Below are 19,678 nucleotides of genomic sequence, written 5' to 3' on the forward strand. Positions count from 1 at the left end.
TGGTAATTTTATTTCAAATCTACTCTCTGGCTTAATAGCATACTCGTTTTTTCAAAAGAAACCAGCTATAAAATATGAAGCCGATTTTAACACGCTGCCACAACTATTTTAGAATCGAACTCAGGTTAATAGACACCGTTAGCCTCAATCTGCGTGAATCTACTCAGCAGTATACCAAGCGCACGTTTATTTTACCAATGATTGGTGGTTGGGGTGGCGAAAAGATCACGTACAAAACGTATGATGTTTCAGTTACAAACTATCTGTCCGAAGAAATAATAATCAATGATTTTGATGAATACAATCAGGCTGTGGAATGCTTGAGAGCTTTAGAGGTTGTTACCGATAAAAAAGGTGTAAACAACTATGCGATTGACACGGCGAAGATTATTGAGCGCCGAAAACACCAACGTAGGCGTTGAGCAATCACACCTCAATCTTCAATCCATATTTCACGAGCAATCCCGGCAGTCCATCAAGCGAAAACCGCGCTCCTTTCATCCTGTTATTTGCTGGATCAATGCTGAAATACCTACTGGTTCGAAAATCAGTTTTAGATAGATTGGTGCGTTCAAAAATGGCGCCAACCAAGTCGCAATCGTCATAAACAGTAGACTCCATATCGGCTTGCGAAAAGTCAGCCTCTTCTAATTTGCAATTAGAAAAGTGGGTTTTCTTAATTTTTAATTTGTGAAATGAGGCATAGGTCAAATTACATTTCTTGAATGAAAACTGAAGTAAAAAGTCACTGCACTCTGAAAATTGCATACCCAGCAACTTACATTCATTAAAGCTAACCTCTTTTAATTGAGTGCCGCCGGTCAGCGCACCCGTAAAATCGCAATTTTCAAAGATGCATTCGGCAAACTGCATTCCCGAAAGGTTGCAATTCGAAAAATTACAATTCTGAAATGTGCATGCCTCAAACTCGGTATCCGGCAAGTTGTTTGCTTCAAAATCTTCAGATTTGAAATGGCGATCTGTGATCATAATGTTTCAAATTTTTGCTGGGTGATAACCGATTAGATTATTTCGCAAACCCTGTTTAAAAGTTTGCGAAAATACTCAAACAAAAAGTTTATTCCTTTGTTCTTTTCAATCAAATCACTTTAATGAATCGTACTGTATTGCTAATTACGTGCTTACTGCTTTTTTCTATTTCGGCAGTAGCCCAAAAAGGAATAATTAAAGGTCGCGTATTTGACGAGCTTACCAATGAGCCAATCCCCTTTGCCAATGTTGCCATCCAGAATAGTTCAAATGGTGCGGTTACCGATATCGAGGGATCTTACAGCATTGAAAATTTGGAACCCGGACTATACAACGTTCAAACCAGCTATGTGGGATTTGAGCCGAAAACGGTTTTTGAGGTTCAGGTTTTTGCGCAAAGACCTACAAATTTAAATATTGGGTTAACGGCGAGTTCTACGAAACTTGAAACGGTGGAAGTTACCAGCGATGTTTTTGAAAGAAATATTGAGAGTCCGGTATCACTTCAGCAGATAGGGAGTAACGAAATTCAGCGAAATCCCGGCGGCAACCGCGATATTTCAAGGGCGCTGCAAGTTTTACCCGGTGTGTCGTCATCGCTTTCCTTTCGCAACGATATCATTATTCGAGGGGGCGCTCCAAACGAAAATCGCTTCTATCTGGATGGGATAGAAGTGCCCAATATCAACCATTTTGCTACCCAGGGATCTTCGGGTGGGCCTGTGGGAATTATCAATGTTAATTTCATTAACAATGTTGATTTCTATTCGGGTGCCTTTCCGGCAAATAGAGGGAATGCATTGAGCTCGGTTCTCGAATTTACTCAAAAAGATGGAAATGAAGATCGGTTGAAAACAAACTTCACGCTGGGCGCGAGCGATGTTGGAATAACATTTGACGGCCCGATAGGAGAAAAAACAAGTTATATTTTTTCGGCAAGGCGGTCGTATCTCCAGTTTTTGTTCGGAATAATAGGCCTTCCCTTTCTACCCACCTACAACGATACACAGTTCAAAATTAAGCATAGGTTCAATCAGAAGAACGAGCTTACCCTTATTGGCCTTGGAGCCTATGATACCTTTGAATTAAATGAGAGCGCAGTTGCCGACGCAAAAACACCTGAAGAAAAACAAGCGGCCGAATACATTCTTGGTAATATACCCGTCAACAATCAATGGAACTACACGATTGGAGCCAACTACAAACATTTTTCGAAGAATGGATTTCAAAATATTGTGTTAAGCCGAAATGAGCTAAACAACGAAGCCGTGAAGTATGAGAACAATGACGATACTGATCCGAATAACCTTATTTTGAATTACGAATCGGCCGAAATTGAAAATAAATTCAGATTTGAACATACCCAGCGTAGCGGATTGTGGAAGCTAAACGGCGGTGTGAATTTCGAAGATATTACATACACAAATAGCACATATAACCGCATAGCCGATTCTGAAGCGATACAAATCATTGATTTTTCTTCAAAAATTGGCTTTCAGAAGTTTGGCTTCTTTGCACAGGCCAGCCGCAGTGTTCTTGACGACCGGCTCTTGCTTTCTTTTGGTTTGCGCTCTGACTGGAATAATTATTCTACAAGTATGATGAATCCCATTGATCAGCTTTCACCTCGATTTTCATTCTCTTACAGCATCACTCCAGAATTGAGTTTTAATGGGAATGTTGGAAGGTATTATCAGCTACCGCCATACACTGTATTGGGTTATCGCGATAATGATGGAGTACTGGTCAATGAAGAAAATGAGGTTACATACATTCAGTCAGATCATTATGTGGCTGGTCTTCAATATATATTTGAGAAAAACACCAAGGTCTCTGTAGAAGGGTTTTATAAGAAATACAGCAATTATCCTTTCACGCTTCGAGATAGCATAAATTTGGCAAATCTGGGTGGCGATTTTGGCGTTATTGGCAGTGAGCCGGTGCGATCTATAGGAGCGGGGAGAAGCTACGGGCTTGAATTCCTTATTCAGCGAAAGCTGTACAACGGCCTCTATGGAATTGCCGCATTAACGCTCGTAAGAAGCGAGTTTACCGATAAGAATGACGTATACGTTCCTTCTTCCTGGGACAACCGTTTTATTTTAAGCCTAACTGCCGGCAAGAAGTTTAAAAAGAACTGGGAACTGGGAGCCCGACTGGCAATTTTGGGTGGCCCGCCTTACACGCCTTACGACGAATATACTTCGTCTTTAAAAGATGTCTGGGACATTCGCGGAAGCGGAATACCCGATTACGACAGGCTGAATACCGAACGAAATCCTGTAACCTATCAGCTTGACGTTAGGCTCGACAAGCGGTACTTTTTTGATAAATGGAGCCTGAATATTTATCTCGACATTGAGAATATAACAGCTGCAGAATTTGACCTTGAACCCTATCTCGATACAGTGAGAGATGATAATAATCAACCTATTACCAATCCTTCAGATTCGTCTCGGTATGTGTTAACTCAAATACCCAACTCAGTGGGGACTTTGCTGCCAACAATTGGAATAGTCGTTGAATTTTAATCTATAAGGCACAAAAAAATAGCGAGAGCCGTATCCGATTCTCGCTATTTTCTTTAAGTAATGGTTGTTAATATTAATTTCCGCCCATGCCGGGAATATTCATAAATTGATACCCGGTGGTAGAGAATGATTTTTCTTGATTATTATTGTATTCCTTAACCGTCATAATCGACTTTTCCTGATTCTTATTTGACTCACTAATTATCTGAATCATAGTGCCCTCCGGATAGCCTTCAGGTATTTCGAATTTTTGCGCCATCATTTTATTCGATGAAGCCATTTTGGACATGTTTTCCATCCAGTTGGCATCCATCTCGTCGGTTACCCAGAAAGTTTGATCCCATTCGGGATCGCTTTCAGAGCTTTCCATTTTGTACTCATCGCAGTTATATCCCGAAATGACTTTCGAATTTCCAGTTTTTATGAATTTGTAAGTTACATCCGAATTGTCTTCTGAAGCTTTCTTCACGTTTTCCTCAAACTTTTCAGGATTAAATTTCATAGCCGTTCCAATTTTTTGTCCGTCATTTTCAATCAACGAAACCATCTGGTAGCTTTTCATATCGTAAATAATAAAGCTTTTTGACCCTTCCATTTCTATTTCCATTCCAAAGTTGGGTTTATCGTCAGAGAAATACATTCTCATATCCATAGGGTCTTGTTGTTTACCCTTCTTATTATAGGTATCAATGTTTAAAAGCATATTGTGATCAAAGTCATAGCTGTCTTCCACATCTGCTTTTCCGCCAAACATGCTCATTGCGCTTTGAGTGTCAGAAGAGTTAGTCGAATTTTGACTTTGCTCGCTGTAATCATCGTCGGTGCTCTGCTTGTCGTTTGATTTTTTCTTTTTGCTAAAAAGTCCCTCCACGGCATCAAGCCCTTTATCTATACCATTGTCTATCTTATTATCGATTCTCTGGTTGGTTTTGTTTTTGGCTCTTTGCTCGGTTTTATCTACTATTTGACCAAATAGTAGCGCAGTTGAAAACAAGATTGAAATAAGTGTAATTGTAAGTTTCATTAGATAGTGAATTTAATCAATTGTCTATAAATTTTAGGAATCTAAGGTACGAATAAACTGGTTTGTCTATAAAAATAGTTATAGCAAATAGTAGTTATAACCGGTTCATTAAAAGGAATACCAGCCAAAGGTTGTACATTGCCTTTAGTTTCATTTAAAATGTGAATTGATACGATTTAGGCGCGTAGAAAAAAAAGATGGAGAATTTTTTGCTTATTTGATTTGAGACTGATTTTATTTCTAATTTTCGCCCCGAAATGAACAAGGTGTTTTCCAAATCAGCCCTTCCAAAAACCGGCAGGTCATTTATAGCTAATAAGGTGCTTTTTTCTTTATTAAGTTACTGGTGTTCAGTACCTAATGATCTGTTTGTTTTCCGAGCCTTCGTGGTTCTTCCTATTCGTATTTGAGTTTTATTTTCTTATTTCTCGATTATTTCTATTTTACCCACTTACTTTTTACGTTTATTTAGAACATATCTACTATGAAAATTCAATATATTGATCTTATTGATCAAACTTTCCACTTTCCGCAAGAGGAGTTTAACCTTTCTGAAGATGAACTAAATTTTCACGGCATTCCCATGATGGATTTAGTGCGGAAATATGGCACACCTCTAAAATTTACCTACCTCCCCAAAATATCTCAAAATATTCAGCGCGCGAAGGGTTGGTTTAATGCGGCAATGAAAAAAGTAGATTATAAAGGGAATTATAATTACTGCTACTGTACCAAGAGCTCGCATTTTGCCCATGTTGTGGAACAAGCGCTTAAAAATGATATTTCGATAGAAACCTCATCGGCATACGATCTGGATATTGTAGAATATTTATTCGACAGCAACAAGCTGAATAAGGATCGATACATTGTTTGCAACGGCTATAAAACAGATGATTATTTGGAGAAGATTGCGCATTTAATCAATCGTGGACTTAAGATTCTTCCGATTATTGACAATTACAAGGAAGTTGAAGTGCTGGATGCATTGATTGAAAATGAATTTGAAATAGGAATAAGAATAGCTAGTGAAGAAGAACCAAAATTTGAATTTTACACCAGCCGCCTCGGAATTGGATATCGCAATATTGCTCCTTTTTACCGCGATGTGATTCAAAAGAATCCGAAGATAAAGCTCAAAATGCTCCATTTCTTTATCAATACAGGAATAAATGATACTGCCTATTACTGGAATGAGCTCAATAAATGTCTTACCGTATATGGACGACTTAAAGATGATTGCAAAGAACTGGACAGCTTGAATATTGGTGGTGGTTTCCCAATAAAAAATAGTTTGGCTTTTGATTACGATTACGCCTATATGGCCGAAGAAATTATTAGCCAAATCAAGAGCTTTTGCGAGGACAAGAAAATACATGAACCTCATATTTACACCGAGTTTGGAAGCTTTACGGTAGGTGAAAGTGGGGGAGCCCTCTTTAAAGTGATTTATCAAAAGCGGCAAAACGAAAAAGAGCGTTGGAATATGATAGACTCATCGTTTATGACTACCCTCCCCGATTCATGGGCTATTAACAAGCGTTTTGTTATGCTTCCGCTAAATAGGTGGGAGAGTGAATACGAGCGTGTGTTTTTGGGTGGATTAACCTGCGATAGTGATGATTATTACAATTCAGAACAACACATGAATGCCATTTATCTTCCGCGATTCAATGCAGAAAAACCTTTGTATATTGGCTTTTTTAATACCGGAGCTTATCAAGATACTGTGGGAGGATATGGCGGCCTGCAACACTGCCTTATTCCCAACCCAAAACATATAATTATTGATAAAGACGAAAATGGAGAATTCACCTATCGCATCTTTTCAGAACAACAAGCTGCAGCTTCAATGATGAAATTGCTGGGCTATCCTTCAAACAAAGCACAAAAGGAAGAATTAGAAACAATTGAAAATGGAAGAATATCCAAATAATTTTGGCGGCATTCCCAACGAGTATGCCCGTCTCGAGACCGCGAAAGTAGTAGTAATACCCGTTCCTTATGATGGCACAAGTACCTGGCAGAAAGGTGCAGATGAAGGGCCTGCGGCCTTGCTCGATGCTGCACGCAACATGGAGCTTTATGATATAGAAACCGGAACTGAAGTATATCAGGAAGGAATTTATCTGGCGCCACCTGTTACCGAAAATGAGTCGCCGGAAGCAATGGTGGAAGCGGTGTACAAAACCGTAGCCTCCTACCTTGAAAAAGGCAAAATGGTAACGGCTCTTGGTGGCGAACACTCTATAAGTATTGGTGTTATACGAGCCTATATGGAAAAGTATAAGGAACTTACCATTTTGCAAATCGATGCCCATGCCGATTTACGCGAATCATACGAGGGAAGCAAGTGCAATCACGCCTGCGCTGTATATGAAGCGAACCAAAAAGCCCATTTGGTACAGGTTGGAATTCGAAGCATGGATGTGAGCGAAAATAAAGTAATGAAACGCGAAAATGTGTTTTTTGCTCACGAAATGGCTACCAATTCCAAGTGGATGAACGAAGCAATTGATCGTATGACGCGCGATGTGTTTATTACCATTGATCTCGATGCCTTTGATCCATCTATTATGCCGAGTACAGGTACGCCTGAGCCGGGTGGAATGCAATGGTACGAAACGCTTAAATTTATTAGAAAAGTAAATAAAAAACGCAATATTGTGGGCTTCGATATAGTAGAGCTTATGCCAAATGCCGAAGAAAAATCATCTGATTTCTTGGCAGCCAAGCTTTATTACAAGATATTGACCTACATATTTAAGAAAAAGAACAAAAAGAATGGCTGAGAAAGGACCGATTTCTAACTTTATTGAACACCATTACAAACATTTTAATTCTGCTGCTCTCGTAGATGCTGCTAAGGGCTACGAATCACATTTGCTCGAAAACGGTAAAATGATGATTACGCTTGCGGGTGCTATGAGTACTGCTGAGCTGGGGCGTAGTCTGGCTGAAATGATCAGGCAAGACAAGGTGCAAATAATATCTTGCACCGGTGCAAACCTCGAAGAAGACGTAATGAACCTTGTAGCTCATAGCCATTATGAGCGCGTGCCTAATTATCGCGACTTAACACCAGAAGAGGAGTGGGCCTTGCTTGAGCGTGGCCTAAATCGGGTAACGGATACCTGTATTCCCGAAGAGGAAGCTTTCAGAAGGCTACAAGGAAATATTGTAAAGCTGTGGAAAGGTGCTCAGGAAAAAGGTGAGCGCTATTTTCCACACGAGTACATGTATAAAATGATTCTCTCTGGCGATTTGAAAGAACATTACGAAATTGATCCAAAAAATTCGTGGATGATTGCCGCAGCAGAGAAAAATTTACCGATTATTGTTCCCGGTTGGGAAGACAGTACTATGGGTAATATTTTTGCATCGTATTGTATTAAAGGAGAGCTTAATCCTTCTACAGTAAAATCGGGAATAGAGTATATGACCTGGCTTGCTGACTGGTACACAAAAAATTCGGGAGGAAAAGGAGTAGGGTTCTTCCAGATTGGTGGAGGAATTGCCGGAGATTTCCCAATTTGTGTAGTGCCAATGCTTTATCAGGATATGGAAATGCCGGAAATCCCATTTTGGAGCTATTTCTGTCAGATTTCAGACTCTACTACGAGTTATGGATCATATTCAGGAGCAGTGCCTAATGAGAAAATAACATGGGGAAAACTGGATATTAAGACGCCGAAATTTATTGTGGAAAGCGATGCGACAATTGTGGCACCCTTAATTTTTGCCTGGATTTTAGATTGGTAAACAAAACCTTTATAAATTTAGATGCGTATTTTAGCGCAAGAACTTGATCTTAAATTCAATAATCAATATAAATGCTTAACTGCACAAAAGTAAATTCAGTAATTTTAAATTTGGGAAAACTCATTGAGAACTCCCAGTCAAACACCGCCTATAAATGAAAAGGGTTATCAAAGATTTTAAGGCCATCACTGATGATGTTGTTGCCTTAATAAACGAGCAGTATCCGTATGGTTATGAAGATAGCCAGTTGGTGACTTTTGTGAATGCAAAAGGAGAGTTTGTGAAAGCTCTCGAGGTAAAATCTGATGAAATTACATATCTCATAAAGCTCGGCACCAAGCTCAACGAGCACATTAATGAGTATATGGATTCTGATGACGATGATGATGATTTCTCGTACCGATCTGAAGATGATAACGTTGATGTAGAAATCGACGAATCTACAGATGATGACGATTAGACCTTATTGTGTACTTTAAATTTCTGAAAATGAAAAAGCTCAAACTCAAAAGCCTTTCAAAAAAGATTGATTTGTATGATGATGGCTTTGATAATGAATCAATTCAGCGCGAAAAGAAACGTTTAAAGCCTATAAAACGTATTAGAAAACAGGACATAGACCGGTTTGATGATGAATATTGAATTAGAAATATATTAGAACCATATTAAGGGTTGTGCTTTTCAAAGACGAAATCATGACCCTTTTTTTATAACCACAATCTTATGAAAGGAAAATTTCATATTGCATTTGCTACGGCAGACATGACTCGGGCAAAACGTTTTTACGGAGATCTTTTGGGCTGTAAAATAGGTCGGGAATCAACTGCCTGGGCCGATTTTGATTTCTTCGGTCATCAAATGAGTATTCATAAAATTGCTGAAAAAGTGCGTAAACCACGCAACTATTATAACCCCAATAGCCATATTCCTGCAAATCATTTTGGAATTATACTTTCATGGGCCGACTGGCATAAAATGGAAGAAAAGCTAAAAGCTTCACGTATTAATTTTTTAGTAGAGCCACATTTAGCCTTCGAAGGTGAAATAGGTGAGCAGAAAACCATGTTTATTCAAGATCCTGACGGAAACTCTATTGAATTTAAATCATTCGAAGATCCAAAAAATATTTTTGCTGTCTGATTTAAAAGAACCCTATCCGTCGTAGTCTACATCGAGGTCAAATAATTGCTTCATCTTCGCCAGCGTGGGATTTTTGTCAATCATTGCCTCATATTTTTTATATGGATCGTATAGCGAATCGCCGTCGTCGCCTTCTTCGTCGTCTATTATTGATTCGAGCTTGATTTTCCAATTATTCAATCTTTCACGTAAAAATTCCAGTATGCGGACTTTGTCATTATCCAAGTCAGATTTTTGGACATGATTATCAACCAAAAAATCAATCTGGAATTTCTCACGCATTACCGGTTTGTGCTTCGATAAGGTGGAGTAATAGCTCTGCTTATCTTCCTCTTTTATCATTACCGCGTATTCATCCCAGGCTTTCCAGAGTTGGGCGAGATTAAAATCCGTTGCCGGTCTGTCGTCGTAAAGTACGGCTTCCGCCTTTTCCGAGGTGTCAGAGCTGTCAGTCTGCGATAAAACCGTCGACTTTGTTGCGTTTGCCATCGAAGCAAGTGAAGGTAAGCCTTTTGATTTTGCGTTACTTAGTTTGCTGCTAAAGCTTTTTTTGGCTTCGGGCTTTTCTGCCGTGTCGCGATCAGTTTGTATTTCTGTTATAGGTGTTTTTGGAGTTGCGTCAGATGCATTCGCCGGCGCCTCAACCAATTTTTCAGTTGGCTTTTCTTCCTTATCGGTCGGTGACGCAGCATCAGGTTCGTCTGGCATATTTATGGCAGAGGCGTTTTTCTCATTCGCTGGTTCTGCACCTTGTAGATATGATGTCCGCGGCTCATTGGTGAGCGTTTCCACAACTGTAAGTTTATCTGCCATGAGCTCGGCCAGGGAGGGAAAACTTGTAGGCGATTTATTATCGTCCGTTCTTGGCTTGACTTTAGGGGCTTCTCCGCCAAAATTGACGTCATCAGTAAACGCTAAGTCATTTTCAGGCTTTTTTTTTTCAGATATCCTTGCAGAAAGGCTACACAATTTCAAGAGGTTGAGCTCCACGAGCAGGCGTGGATTTTTGCTCGATTTGTAATGTATGTCTGTTTCGCTAAGAGTGTTAAGCGCATTCAATAAAAAGCGCGAGTCACATCTTTTAGATTGTTCGAGATACCTTTCTTTAATGGTATCGCCCACTTCCATTATACCTGCCGTTCGATCTGAAGTGCAAAACAAGAGGTTTCTAAAGTGATTTGCCAATCCGTTTATAAAATTGTGACCGTCAAATCCTTTATTTAGTATTGCATTGAAAGTGACCAATACTTCGGCTTTCTGATCCTTTAGAAAAGCGTCGGTCACAGCAAAGTAATAGTCGTAATCGAGAATATTGAGATTGGCAATAACATCCTGATAGGTGAGTTTATTTCCTGAAAAGCTAACAACCTGATCAAAAATAGAAAGTGCATCGCGCAAGGCTCCATCTGCTTTTTCGGCGATTATGTGCAGTGCGTCGGGTTCAGCAACAATTCCTTCTTTCTCACAGATCTTGCTTAAATGATTAACAATATCCGGAATTTGGATACGATTAAAATCAAAAACCTGGCAGCGCGACAAAATGGTGGGGAGAACTTTGTGTTTCTCGGTAGTAGCCATAATAAAAATGGCGTATGGCGGCGGCTCTTCAAGTGTTTTCAAGAATGCATTAAAGGCTTGCGCCGATAGCATGTGCACCTCATCGATAATATAGACTTTATACTTTCCGATTTGAGGCGGTATTCTTACTTGATCTATCAGACTTCGAATGTCGTCAACGCTGTTATTTGAAGCGGCATCAAGCTCAAAAATATTAAATGAATAATCGGTATCTTCATCTTCAGTACCCATACTATGGGCATTTACGGTACGCGCAAGAATACGTGCGCAGGTAGTTTTCCCTACGCCACGAGGGCCACAAAATAAAAATGCCTGCGCTAGATGATTATTCTCAATGGCCTTGAGAAGTGTTTGGGTAATACTTTCCTGACCCACTACGGTATCAAAAACCTGCGGTCTGTATTTGCGAGCTGAAACTATAAAATCGTCCATAATAAATTTCAAGGTGTAAAGATACAGATTATTCGTTTTCTTTGGGCTCTGCAACGGCTTATCCTGACGCTGTTTCTTCACAAGTTTTCCACGGGAAAATAAAAGCAACTATGAATCTGCACAAAAAGCAAACAACCAGTTGTGTGGCAAGGTTATTTTGCTACCTTTGCACTCCATTTTTAAAAATTATTAATCAACAACAAAAGCAGTTATGACAAATCGTTATGAAACCGTTTTCATTCTGACTCCCGTTTTGTCTGATGATCAGGCAAAGGAAGCGGTTGCGAAGTTCAAGGCTCTTCTGAAAGATGGTAATGCAAAAACCCATCACGAAGAAGATTGGGGTCTGCGAAAGCTGGCCTATCCTATCCAGAAAAAATCTACTGGATTTTATTATTTGATCGAGTTTGAAAGCGAAGGCTCTCTTATTAATGATCTGGAATTAGTTTTTAGACGCGATGAGCGTGTATTGCGATTCTTGACCATTAAGATGGAAAAGCATGCAGTAGCTTACGCAGAAAAGAAAAGAAGTAATAAAAAACCAGAGACGGCTAAAGCCTAAAAATTAGATTATTATGGCAGACAACAGCGAAATCAGATATTTGACGCCTATCAGCATTGATACGCAGAAAACAAAGTATTGCCGATTTAAAAAGAATCGTATTAAATACATCGATTACAAAGACCCTAATTTCCTTTTGAAATTAGTGAATGAGCAGGGTAAAATTATGCCGCGCCGTGTTACAGGTACTTCTATGAAGTATCAGCGCAGAGTAGCTCAGGCTATTAAGCGTGCGCGCCACCTGGCTTTACTTCCTTATGTTACTGACCTTTTAAAATAAGCAGACATGGAAATTATTCTAAAAGAAGACATTGAAAAATTGGGTTACAAGGATGACTTGATAACCGTGAAGCCTGGGTATGCACGTAATTTCCTTATCCCTCAAGGGTTGGCTATTATCGCTACACCTTCGCAGAAAAAGGTGCTTGCTGAAAACTTGAAGCAACGCTCACACAAAGAAGAAAAATTGAAAGCTGAAGCCGAAAAAATGGCAGAAGCACTTTCGAAAAAGACAATTAAAATTGGAGCTAAGGTTGGCGAAAATGGTAAGATCTTTGGATCTGTTAATACCATTCAGCTCGCTGATGCGATTGAAGCAGCAGGCTTTACCATTGATAGAAAACGTATTACTATCAAAAATGAGCCAATAAAACAAATTGGTGTATACGAAGCGGAGGTTGTACTTCATAAAGAAATTACGAAAACGATCAACTTTGAAGTTGTCGGAGAGTAATTAAACTTGTTTATTGTATATAAAAAAGCCTCGCAATTGCGAGGCTTTTTTAATGAATAAATTTCGAGTTTAAACAAAATCTTTGTTCATACTGTTTAACTAATTCAGGTAAAACAAGAACAATGAAACGAACGATCCCATACGCACTCTTAACAGGCGCAGCACTTATTGCCTATTTTCTCTTGATGAAATTGTTTGGACTTGAAACAAACTTTTATTTGAGAATTTTCAATTTAGTTATAATGATTGCAGGCCTTTTCTTTTTGTACCGCAATACATTTCTTAGAGGCAGCCATGATCGTGTAGGCTACTTGCAAGGTCTCTTGATGGGCGGGCAGCTAACCCTTATCGCGGTAGGTATGTTCATTGTGTTTTTAGGGATTTATATCAAGTTTTTGGATCCCGAATTTATGAAAATTCTTGGAAATACAGGACTTTGGGCTACTAGTAACATTTCTATCACCCAAGCTGTACTGGGAATACTCATAGAAGGGCTTGCCTCAGGATTTATACTTTCATTTGTATTAATGCAATATTTTAAAGCTTCTATACCAAGTCGCGATTCTGCGTAAAGCCTCTAAATTCTTTACTTCCCTTTTGATTTTCCATTCAGAATTATCTACTTGAGCTTATTCTTTTATATTTGAGGTAAGGAATGAAGCTATGCGGTTTTTTCTAATCGGTATTACTCTTTTAATAACTTTCCCTTTATTGGGGCAGGATATTATTGTTCGGATAACCGGAGACACTTTGCATGTAAAGGTTGAGTCAACAAACGATTCATTTGTTTATTACAAATCTGTTGATACCAAAAACGGTAGTGTAGACGTAATTTCCAAAAAAGAGATTGCCGAGATTTTATATAAATTTGAAGATCCAAGCGCAGAATTGCGAAGGTTAAGCAACAAAGAGTTGCGAACTTATGAGCTCATGCAATTCTGGGTTGCGTTTTCAGGATACTACCTGCCTAATTCTGGAATTTCAGACAACGATTTTAAAGAATATTACCAGAAATTGGAGTGGGGGACTGGTCTTAATGCGGGGGTTAATTACTACTTTAATCAACAGTTGGGTATAGGAATGATGTATTCCAAAGCCCGGTTTAAAAATAGCGTTCCGGTTAGTATTCGCAACAGCACGATTTCAGGCAATTTGTCAGACGATTTAACGCTTCATTACCTAGGAGCGAGCGTAGTTGTAAGATTTGCTCTTGGAAGCTCTAATTCCAATTTCTTCCTTGGAGCAGGGCCAGGCATAAATTATTATTTCAACGATGCGGAAGTAGTGTACGCCTATAATTTAAAGGCAAACGGTATAGGCTTTCACGTTGATACCGCTGTTAATCTAAATCTTGGTGGAGGGCTATATATGCCAATCAAGCTTACTTATATGGGAAATACGGTAGGCGACTTTACCTTAAAACCACAGGCGGACATGCCCGACGATATAAAAAGAGAACTGGAATTAAGCCTACAAAGTTCTGATAGTTTTTCAGTAACACGTTTTTCTCTGAGTGCAGGTTTACTGTTCGCCTTCTGATCCCTCTACAATTGATGGTGTTGGAGCCGGCGCCGCTTCAGCAGTCTCAGTTTTCTTTTTCTTACTGCTCACCAAACCATAAGTCATTATAACGCTGGTAGTGAGAATAACGAATAGTAACAATCCATCTGAAGTCTCAGTTAGTTTCATAGAATCTGGAATGGAGAAGAATAATAAAATGCTGATCAAACCACGTGGGGCGATAAATAATGCGGGTACCAAATCTGCCCGGGTTACATACTTGAGGTATAGTCCACGCACCAAATAAATGACAATTAATGCGATCAGTCCATTCATCAAAACGCTGAGATTTAGCAATGAATAGATATTCATGGTATATCCAAACATTAAAAAGAAGAATGTACGAATTATGAATGCTGATTCTGCCGTAAGCAGTAAAAACTGATTTAAATCGGCTTTAAGCTTTTCATATAAAAAGAGCTGCTTAAATTTAGAAATCGGTATTATCTCTGCGTTATTGAGAAAAAGACCCAGAAATAATACAACAATAAGTGCCGAAAGATGGTAGAACTTACCAATGGCGTAAACCAGAATTAAGAGTGAAAGGATAAGGAAAAACTTGATGTGATGTGTAATACGCTTCATCAGGAATAAAAACACAACCGATATTACAACCGCAATAACGAGGGTGATAATAGTGTCTTTTCCCAGGTCAACGTAAGCGCTTATGCCATAAGTCTCGTTTTGAATGGCAAAGTTGAAGAACATAATCCCCAGAATATCCGAAAAAGATGAATCGTAAATTACAAATTCGCGCTTGTCCTTGCTCAAATCGGCTGCTGATGGAATGGCTATTGCCGAACTGATTATTCCCAAAGGAATAGCGTTTACCAGACAAATTTGAAATGGGAGGTGGGTAACATATCTAAAAAGAAAGGTGATTAAAAGCGATGTAATAATCAGAATGAAAAACGCTGACCCAAACGTTTTTTGAATCATTTTTATCTTGTCTTTCTCGAACTTTAATTCCAATGCTCCTTCCAAAACAATAAGTATGAGCCCTACGGTACCCACTACCGGGAGTATATTAGACAAGTTAAATGGGTTTACACCAAAATATTTTAAAATATACTGAAGGGCAAGCCCTGTGCCGAACAGGAGTAGAACCGAAGGGATCTTGGTTTTTTTGGCAATCAGATCAAAGATGTAGGAAAACACTACGACCAGACTGAGGAAAATAAGTATCGAATAGGTATTCAAAAGCCTTAATTTGTTAGGCTACGAATGTAATATATACTTATTAAATAATTGAAATATGATTTGCTAAAGCTTTGCGTACTAAATATTAACTATAATAGAGAAGTGTAGCGATAGCAGTTACTGCCAAAATACCCATGAGCGAGACGATTAGCAGCTTGTATTTAAAAGTCGCTCGTAAATCTGAGAGGGTGTCGTGAAAGAAGGTAGCAAAGATATGGTTCACTACTTTCTTGATAAAAATAGTCATTTAAGCGGGTTTATCTGATTGGTTAGATTGGTAAAACTAGATTCACCAATATCTGCCCAAAATTAAGAATAATTCGACAAAACCACATTTTAAGGCAATTAAAATATTTTTGAGGGTATTTTGGTTGTCAATAGTTTCATGAGAAATGTTTCTAAAAAGCAATAGTCAAAAAGCGAATGAATTGCTATATCTAATTAAAAGTGTGTGAGTTCCATGCGTCTTTACTAAACTTTTGATTTAATGTAAACCACAAAAAAGACACAATAGCACTTATTGATAGCATAAGCCATATCGCGAATAAGAGACGCCCAAAACTAAAGTAATTGACTGAAGATGAAATTACAAACCCGGGAATAAGTGAAGCTGTGAGTATTGATAGGAATACGATAGACGAAACAAGTTTGCTAAATGATTTTAGCGGCCAAGCCATAAATCTGCGATACCAGGAAAGATCATTTCCCCATTGGTGAATTAGATAGAACTTGTTGTTTTCAAGCGGAACAAAAAGAAGCGGATCTTTATTGGCATCCTCTAATTTAAAAAGTGCCGAAGGAGCAATAATCATAAAATTTTTGATTTCGGTGTGGTGCTCCTGCTCGGTATCTTTAATAGCGCGCATAGCTTCAATCGGAAAATTAGCCTTAAAGTATTTGGTTGGCAAAAACCGCAACCGATATTTTATGCAAAGCCTCTTTATTGCGCTGATGTCAAAAATTTTATCGGAATCTAAGTTGGTGCTGTTTGGAAAATAGTACGCCTTGCTGCCGTTGCTAAGGTTTTGATTAATTCTATTTTCTTTTTCCCAATCTGCTCTAAATAAATCTTTAAACGCTTCGAGCGTTTCATCAATTTCTTGTTGAGCCTTATTTTCCCGAATTTTGAATAGTTCGGCCTTAAGATTTATATTTTCAAACATACCATCTGCTTTAAATGAAACATAAAATTAGAAAATTAACCTGTTAAATACACTACTAATTCAAAAAGATATCTCCTTCAATGCTTTTAACCTGCTCTTGAATGCGGTTGAGTAACTTTAATTTGTTCAGTAATATCAATTCTTTGCCGACAGCTGATTTTGATTTTACAAGTTTTAGTTTTTCGAGCTCATTCAACTCAATTATTCGCGCAGCAGCAAATGCATCCAGGTTTGTAGTTAGCAATTCAGGAATTAATTCATGACGGGTATTCTCAAGATATTTACCAAGTTCGTTCATGAAGTTTTCAGAAACCGGCTGACTTTCTTCCCGGCTCAAAATACTGACCTCACCGCCTGGATACAATTTTTCGCCCATGCGTTCATGGAATTTATCAATTTTAAAAATCTCTTCACATAGAATTTCAATATCTGAAGAACCATCGGCATGAACGTCAAGCTCATTAATTATTTTCACGACGCTTCCGTAACCTGTCAAAGCTCCATTCATGGCCAAAGGAATGCCGAAGGTGGTATGGTTTTGCTCGCAATCAATTAGCAATTGCTTGTATCTGGGTTCAAAAATATGGAGTCTTGTCTTTTCACCGGGAAGGAGAAAAAGCTGAAGTGGAAAGAGGGCTATTTTTGTTTTCTGCATGGCTCATTTACTTTATGGAATAATGAGTGCCACGATTAAAGAAAATAGCAGCTCTTATTCTTCGTTTTCTTTAAGTATTACAAAAACATCTTCATTTTCCCGCTTCATGCGGTATTGCTCGCGGGCAAATTTTTCGAGCATCTCTTTGTTAGTGGTGAGCTCTATAGTTTGAGCTTTAGCCTCTTGGAGTTCTGATTCTATATAATGTTTTTGCTCGTTAATTTTATGCAGCTTCCACCTTATTTGCATTTGAGAAATAAGATCGTGCGCGTCAAAAAAGGTGATATACACAAGGAAGCCTATAAAAACCAGTGCGTACCGATTGCGTAATATTTTAGGAATTTTTTTAGCCACGGGTAAATTTAAGCCTTATTTTTTTGATGTAAATAAAAACTCCTGTTTAATTGTAAACAGGAGTTTTTTAATTGTATTGCGGTTTGGGTTTAACCCAAAAATGGATAGCGATAATCGCGTGGAGTAACAAAAGTTTCCTTGATGGTACGTGGCGACACCCAGCGAAGCAAGTTAAGGTAAGAACCTGCTTTATCGTTTGTTCCAGATCCGCGTGCGCCACCAAATGGCTGCTGGCCAACAACTGCACCGGTAGGTTTGTCGTTTATGTAAAAATTACCGGCTGCATTTACCAGCGTTTTTGTCGCCAGATCAATTGCATATCTGTCTCTGGAAATAATTGAACCTGTCAAAGCATATTCTGATGATTCATCAACAAGTTTCAACGTTTTTTCAAAATCATTTTCATTGTAAACATAGATAGTAATTACCGGACCAAAAATTTCTTCACACATGGTTCTGAATTTTGGATTGGTTGTAACGACTACAGTGGGCTCAATAAAGTACCCCTTAGAGTCGTCATAATTTCCACCGGCAATAATTTCTGCATCGTCTTGTTCTTTGATGAAATCAATATAGCCAGCTATTTTGTCAAAAGCACGTTTGTCGATTACTGCATTTACAAAGTTAGAAAAGTCAGAAGGTGCGCCCATTTTAAAACTATTCACATCGGCAACAAGCTTTTTCTTCACTGTGTCCCAAATGTTTGTGGGTATGTATGCGCGCGACGCGGCTGAACATTTTTGACCTTGGAACTCAAAGGCTCCGCGAGCAATTGCAACAGCTACTTCATCGGGATTGGCAGATTTGTGCGCTACGATAAAGTCTTTTCCGCCGGTTTCGCCTACAATTCTCGGATAAGAACGGTAGATATCAATGTTTTGACCGATTTCTTTCCAAAGGCCTTTAAAAATTGCTGTAGAACCTGTAAAGTGAAGCCCGGCAAAATCGCGGTGTTTAAATACAACTTCTCCTGCGTCTGGACCGTTTACGGTTATGAGGTTAATTACGCCATCAGGAAGACCTGCTTCCTTAAATATTTTCATGATCAAATTGGCAGAGTAAATCTGGCTATCAGCACATTTCCATACACACACATTTCCCATAAGGGCAGCCGAGGCAGGCAGGTTTCCGGCTATGGCTGTAAAGTTAAATGGTGTAATGCAAAATACAAAACCTTCAAGTGGGCGGTATTCCATCCTATTCCACACTCCTGAAGAACTGCCAGGTTGGTTGGAATATATCTCTTCCATAAAATACACGTTAAAGCGAAGGAAGTCGATTAATTCGCAAACCGCATCAATTTCAGACTGATACGCATTCTTGCTTTGCGCAATCATGGTTGTAGCATTCATTTCATACCTATAAGGCCCGGCAATTAAGTCGGCGGCTTTTAAGAATATGGAAGCGCGTTGCTCCCAGCTCAAAGCTGCCCACTTGTCTTTAGCTTTAAGCGCAGCATCTATGGCCTGCTTGGCATGCTCTGCTGTTCCGCGATTATAGTGACCTATAATTTTTTTATGATCGAAAGGTGGACTTAGGGGTAGCTTGTTTTCGGTGCGTACCTCTTTATCGCCAATGTACATGGGAACGTCTATTGGATCCTGATCCATTAATTTCTTAAACGCTTCTTGTAATTTTTCGCGCTCCATAGACCCAGGGGCGTAGTCAAAAATGGGTTCGTTTTCTGGAAATGGTATTTGATATACTCCTTTTGGCATAATTATCTTTAATTAAAGTGATTCAAATGTTTCGGAGTGCAAAAGTACAAAAATGATTAGGCTTATTTTCTGCCATTTTCATTATGGGCTTATATCATTATGGTCTTGGAGTATATTTCTTAATTTTGCCCGATCATTATTGAATATTATTAACTAAAGTTTCGCACATCTAAAAGTACACTAAAACATGATATTTATTCTTTTAATCTTCCTCAAGAAATTGATTTAACCGTTTGATATTTGGGATATTGTTAATGGTTGTTCCAAAATCGGTTTTGG

22 protein-coding genes and 1 pseudogene are annotated in these 19,678 nt (G+C 38.7%); 14 read left to right on the plus strand and 9 right to left on the minus strand.

Annotation, left to right across the window (positions count from 1 at the left end):
* Together G3O08_RS21985 and G3O08_RS18895 are read left to right on the plus strand one after the other, a co-directional pair.
* Window positions 1–112: pseudogene (locus G3O08_RS21985) on the plus strand (IS982 family transposase); the annotation flags it as partial.
* Complete coding sequence (locus G3O08_RS18895; RefSeq protein ID WP_163287014.1) at window positions 75–422, plus strand: hypothetical protein; 348 nt, start codon at window positions 75–77, stop codon at window positions 420–422. The pseudogene G3O08_RS21985 and the gene G3O08_RS18895, both read left to right, overlap by 38 nt.
* A 4-nt stretch (window positions 423–426) precedes the next feature.
* On the opposite strand, the gene G3O08_RS18900 is transcribed toward G3O08_RS18895, so the two are convergent.
* Window positions 427–990 carry a pentapeptide repeat-containing protein gene (locus G3O08_RS18900; protein WP_163287015.1) on the minus strand — a complete coding sequence of 188 codons (564 nt, stop codon included), beginning with the start codon at window positions 988–990 and terminating at the stop codon, window positions 427–429.
* A 122-nt stretch (window positions 991–1,112) separates the two neighbouring features.
* On the opposite strand from G3O08_RS18900, the gene G3O08_RS18905 reads away from it, so the two are divergent.
* The gene (locus tag G3O08_RS18905; RefSeq protein ID WP_163287016.1) at window positions 1,113–3,521 is read left to right on the plus strand and encodes a TonB-dependent receptor; all 2,409 of its coding nucleotides are present in this window, start codon (window positions 1,113–1,115) and stop codon (window positions 3,519–3,521) included.
* 73 nt (window positions 3,522–3,594) lie between these two features.
* On the opposite strand, the gene G3O08_RS18910 is transcribed toward G3O08_RS18905, so the two are convergent.
* A complete protein-coding gene (locus tag G3O08_RS18910) occupies window positions 3,595–4,545 on the minus strand; it encodes a hypothetical protein (protein ID WP_163287017.1) in 951 nt (316 codons plus the stop codon).
* A 484-nt stretch (window positions 4,546–5,029) separates the two neighbouring features.
* Between G3O08_RS18910 and G3O08_RS18915 the strand changes: the two genes are divergently transcribed.
* The 6 genes from G3O08_RS18915 to G3O08_RS18940 all read left to right on the plus strand — a co-directional run bounded on the left by G3O08_RS18915 (window position 5,030) and on the right by G3O08_RS18940 (window position 9,444).
* Window positions 5,030–6,478, plus strand: coding sequence for a type III PLP-dependent enzyme domain-containing protein (locus tag G3O08_RS18915; RefSeq protein WP_163287018.1), 1,449 nt, complete (start codon window positions 5,030–5,032; stop codon window positions 6,476–6,478).
* The gene (gene speB / locus G3O08_RS18920; protein ID WP_163287019.1) at window positions 6,459–7,334 is read left to right on the plus strand and encodes an agmatinase; all 876 of its coding nucleotides are present in this window, start codon (window positions 6,459–6,461) and stop codon (window positions 7,332–7,334) included. Before G3O08_RS18915 ends, speB begins: the two co-directional genes overlap by 20 nt.
* Window positions 7,327–8,304, plus strand: coding sequence for a deoxyhypusine synthase family protein (locus tag G3O08_RS18925; protein WP_163287020.1), 978 nt, complete (start codon window positions 7,327–7,329; stop codon window positions 8,302–8,304). The genes speB and G3O08_RS18925 overlap by 8 nt, the downstream gene beginning before the upstream one ends.
* A gap of 154 nt (window positions 8,305–8,458) precedes the next feature.
* Entirely contained in the window at window positions 8,459–8,764 is a 306-nt protein-coding gene (locus G3O08_RS18930; protein ID WP_163287021.1) for a hypothetical protein, read from the plus strand.
* A 29-nt stretch (window positions 8,765–8,793) separates the two neighbouring features.
* Window positions 8,794–8,946, plus strand: coding sequence for a hypothetical protein (locus G3O08_RS18935; protein WP_163287022.1), 153 nt, complete (start codon window positions 8,794–8,796; stop codon window positions 8,944–8,946).
* Between the two features lie 81 nt (window positions 8,947–9,027).
* Window positions 9,028–9,444 carry a VOC family protein gene (locus tag G3O08_RS18940; RefSeq protein WP_163287023.1) on the plus strand — a complete coding sequence of 139 codons (417 nt, stop codon included), beginning with the start codon at window positions 9,028–9,030 and terminating at the stop codon, window positions 9,442–9,444.
* Window positions 9,445–9,456: 12 nt separating this feature from the next.
* Here G3O08_RS18940 and G3O08_RS18945 read toward each other — a convergent pair whose 3' ends face one another.
* Window positions 9,457–11,535 (minus strand): DNA polymerase III subunit gamma/tau, encoded by a 2,079-nt coding sequence (locus tag G3O08_RS18945; protein WP_317164110.1) that lies wholly within the window; start codon window positions 11,533–11,535, stop codon window positions 9,457–9,459.
* 130 nt (window positions 11,536–11,665) lie between these two features.
* Between G3O08_RS18945 and rpsF the strand changes: the two genes are divergently transcribed.
* From rpsF to G3O08_RS18970, 5 genes are all read left to right on the plus strand, one after another.
* Window positions 11,666–12,016, plus strand: a complete 351-nt coding sequence (gene rpsF / locus G3O08_RS18950) for a 30S ribosomal protein S6 (RefSeq protein ID WP_163287024.1) — start codon at window positions 11,666–11,668, stop codon at window positions 12,014–12,016.
* Window positions 12,017–12,029: 13 nt separating this feature from the next.
* Window positions 12,030–12,296 carry a 30S ribosomal protein S18 gene (gene rpsR, locus G3O08_RS18955; RefSeq protein WP_163287025.1) on the plus strand — a complete coding sequence of 89 codons (267 nt, stop codon included), beginning with the start codon at window positions 12,030–12,032 and terminating at the stop codon, window positions 12,294–12,296.
* A 6-nt stretch (window positions 12,297–12,302) separates the two neighbouring features.
* A complete protein-coding gene (gene rplI, locus G3O08_RS18960) occupies window positions 12,303–12,749 on the plus strand; it encodes a 50S ribosomal protein L9 (RefSeq protein ID WP_163287026.1) in 447 nt (148 codons plus the stop codon).
* 122 nt (window positions 12,750–12,871) lie between these two features.
* Window positions 12,872–13,321, plus strand: coding sequence for a DUF4199 domain-containing protein (locus G3O08_RS18965; RefSeq protein WP_163287027.1), 450 nt, complete (start codon window positions 12,872–12,874; stop codon window positions 13,319–13,321).
* A 91-nt stretch (window positions 13,322–13,412) separates the two neighbouring features.
* Window positions 13,413–14,288, plus strand: coding sequence for a hypothetical protein (locus G3O08_RS18970; RefSeq protein ID WP_163287028.1), 876 nt, complete (start codon window positions 13,413–13,415; stop codon window positions 14,286–14,288).
* On the opposite strand, the gene G3O08_RS18975 is transcribed toward G3O08_RS18970, so the two are convergent.
* The 6 genes from G3O08_RS18975 to pruA all read right to left on the minus strand — a co-directional run bounded on the left by G3O08_RS18975 (window position 14,271) and on the right by pruA (window position 19,399).
* The gene (locus G3O08_RS18975) at window positions 14,271–15,509 is read right to left on the minus strand and encodes a cation:proton antiporter domain-containing protein (RefSeq protein ID WP_163287029.1); all 1,239 of its coding nucleotides are present in this window, start codon (window positions 15,507–15,509) and stop codon (window positions 14,271–14,273) included. The genes G3O08_RS18970 and G3O08_RS18975 overlap by 18 nt on opposite strands.
* 85 nt (window positions 15,510–15,594) lie before the next feature.
* On the minus strand, window positions 15,595–15,756 hold the full coding sequence (locus G3O08_RS18980) for a hypothetical protein (RefSeq protein WP_163287030.1): 162 nt from the start codon (window positions 15,754–15,756) through the stop codon (window positions 15,595–15,597).
* A 190-nt stretch (window positions 15,757–15,946) separates the two neighbouring features.
* Window positions 15,947–16,672 carry a hypothetical protein gene (locus G3O08_RS18985; RefSeq protein ID WP_163287031.1) on the minus strand — a complete coding sequence of 242 codons (726 nt, stop codon included), beginning with the start codon at window positions 16,670–16,672 and terminating at the stop codon, window positions 15,947–15,949.
* A gap of 55 nt (window positions 16,673–16,727) precedes the next feature.
* The gene (locus tag G3O08_RS18990) at window positions 16,728–17,327 is read right to left on the minus strand and encodes an LON peptidase substrate-binding domain-containing protein (RefSeq protein WP_163287032.1); all 600 of its coding nucleotides are present in this window, start codon (window positions 17,325–17,327) and stop codon (window positions 16,728–16,730) included.
* A 54-nt stretch (window positions 17,328–17,381) separates the two neighbouring features.
* Window positions 17,382–17,681 (minus strand): septum formation initiator family protein, encoded by a 300-nt coding sequence (locus G3O08_RS18995; protein WP_163287033.1) that lies wholly within the window; start codon window positions 17,679–17,681, stop codon window positions 17,382–17,384.
* Window positions 17,682–17,770: 89 nt separating this feature from the next.
* Window positions 17,771–19,399 (minus strand): L-glutamate gamma-semialdehyde dehydrogenase, encoded by a 1,629-nt coding sequence (pruA, locus tag G3O08_RS19000; protein ID WP_163287034.1) that lies wholly within the window; start codon window positions 19,397–19,399, stop codon window positions 17,771–17,773.
* Window positions 19,400–19,678 lie beyond the last annotated feature (279 nt).

It is taken from the genome of Cryomorpha ignava (genome assembly GCF_010686655.1).
Classification (GTDB): domain Bacteria; phylum Bacteroidota; class Bacteroidia; order Flavobacteriales_D; family Cryomorphaceae; genus Cryomorpha; species Cryomorpha ignava.

Excerpts from the sequence above, each read along its gene's own strand:
- G3O08_RS18930 (WP_163287021.1), top strand. The coding sequence starts at position 8,459 with ATGAAAAGGGTTATCAAAGATTTTAAGGCCATCACTGATGATGTTGTT.
- rplI (WP_163287026.1), top strand. The coding sequence starts at position 12,303 with ATGGAAATTATTCTAAAAGAAGACATTGAAAAATTGGGTTACAAGGAT.
- speB (WP_163287019.1), top strand. The coding sequence starts at position 6,459 with ATGGAAGAATATCCAAATAATTTTGGCGGCATTCCCAACGAGTATGCC.
- G3O08_RS18940 (WP_163287023.1), top strand. The coding sequence starts at position 9,028 with ATGAAAGGAAAATTTCATATTGCATTTGCTACGGCAGACATGACTCGG.
- G3O08_RS18970 (WP_163287028.1), top strand. The coding sequence starts at position 13,413 with ATGCGGTTTTTTCTAATCGGTATTACTCTTTTAATAACTTTCCCTTTA.
- G3O08_RS18965 (WP_163287027.1), top strand. The coding sequence starts at position 12,872 with ATGAAACGAACGATCCCATACGCACTCTTAACAGGCGCAGCACTTATT.
- rpsR (WP_163287025.1), top strand. The coding sequence starts at position 12,030 with ATGGCAGACAACAGCGAAATCAGATATTTGACGCCTATCAGCATTGAT.
- pruA (WP_163287034.1), bottom strand. The coding sequence starts at position 19,399 with ATGCCAAAAGGAGTATATCAAATACCATTTCCAGAAAACGAACCCATT.
- G3O08_RS18980 (WP_163287030.1), bottom strand. The coding sequence starts at position 15,756 with ATGACTATTTTTATCAAGAAAGTAGTGAACCATATCTTTGCTACCTTC.
- G3O08_RS18985 (WP_163287031.1), bottom strand. The coding sequence starts at position 16,672 with ATGTTTGAAAATATAAATCTTAAGGCCGAACTATTCAAAATTCGGGAA.
- G3O08_RS18910 (WP_163287017.1), bottom strand. The coding sequence starts at position 4,545 with ATGAAACTTACAATTACACTTATTTCAATCTTGTTTTCAACTGCGCTA.
- G3O08_RS18905 (WP_163287016.1), top strand. The coding sequence starts at position 1,113 with ATGAATCGTACTGTATTGCTAATTACGTGCTTACTGCTTTTTTCTATT.
- G3O08_RS18925 (WP_163287020.1), top strand. The coding sequence starts at position 7,327 with ATGGCTGAGAAAGGACCGATTTCTAACTTTATTGAACACCATTACAAA.
- rpsF (WP_163287024.1), top strand. The coding sequence starts at position 11,666 with ATGACAAATCGTTATGAAACCGTTTTCATTCTGACTCCCGTTTTGTCT.
- G3O08_RS18935 (WP_163287022.1), top strand. The coding sequence starts at position 8,794 with ATGAAAAAGCTCAAACTCAAAAGCCTTTCAAAAAAGATTGATTTGTAT.
- G3O08_RS18900 (WP_163287015.1), bottom strand. The coding sequence starts at position 990 with ATGATCACAGATCGCCATTTCAAATCTGAAGATTTTGAAGCAAACAAC.
- G3O08_RS18990 (WP_163287032.1), bottom strand. The coding sequence starts at position 17,327 with ATGCAGAAAACAAAAATAGCCCTCTTTCCACTTCAGCTTTTTCTCCTT.
- G3O08_RS18895 (WP_163287014.1), top strand. The coding sequence starts at position 75 with ATGAAGCCGATTTTAACACGCTGCCACAACTATTTTAGAATCGAACTC.
- G3O08_RS18915 (WP_163287018.1), top strand. The coding sequence starts at position 5,030 with ATGAAAATTCAATATATTGATCTTATTGATCAAACTTTCCACTTTCCG.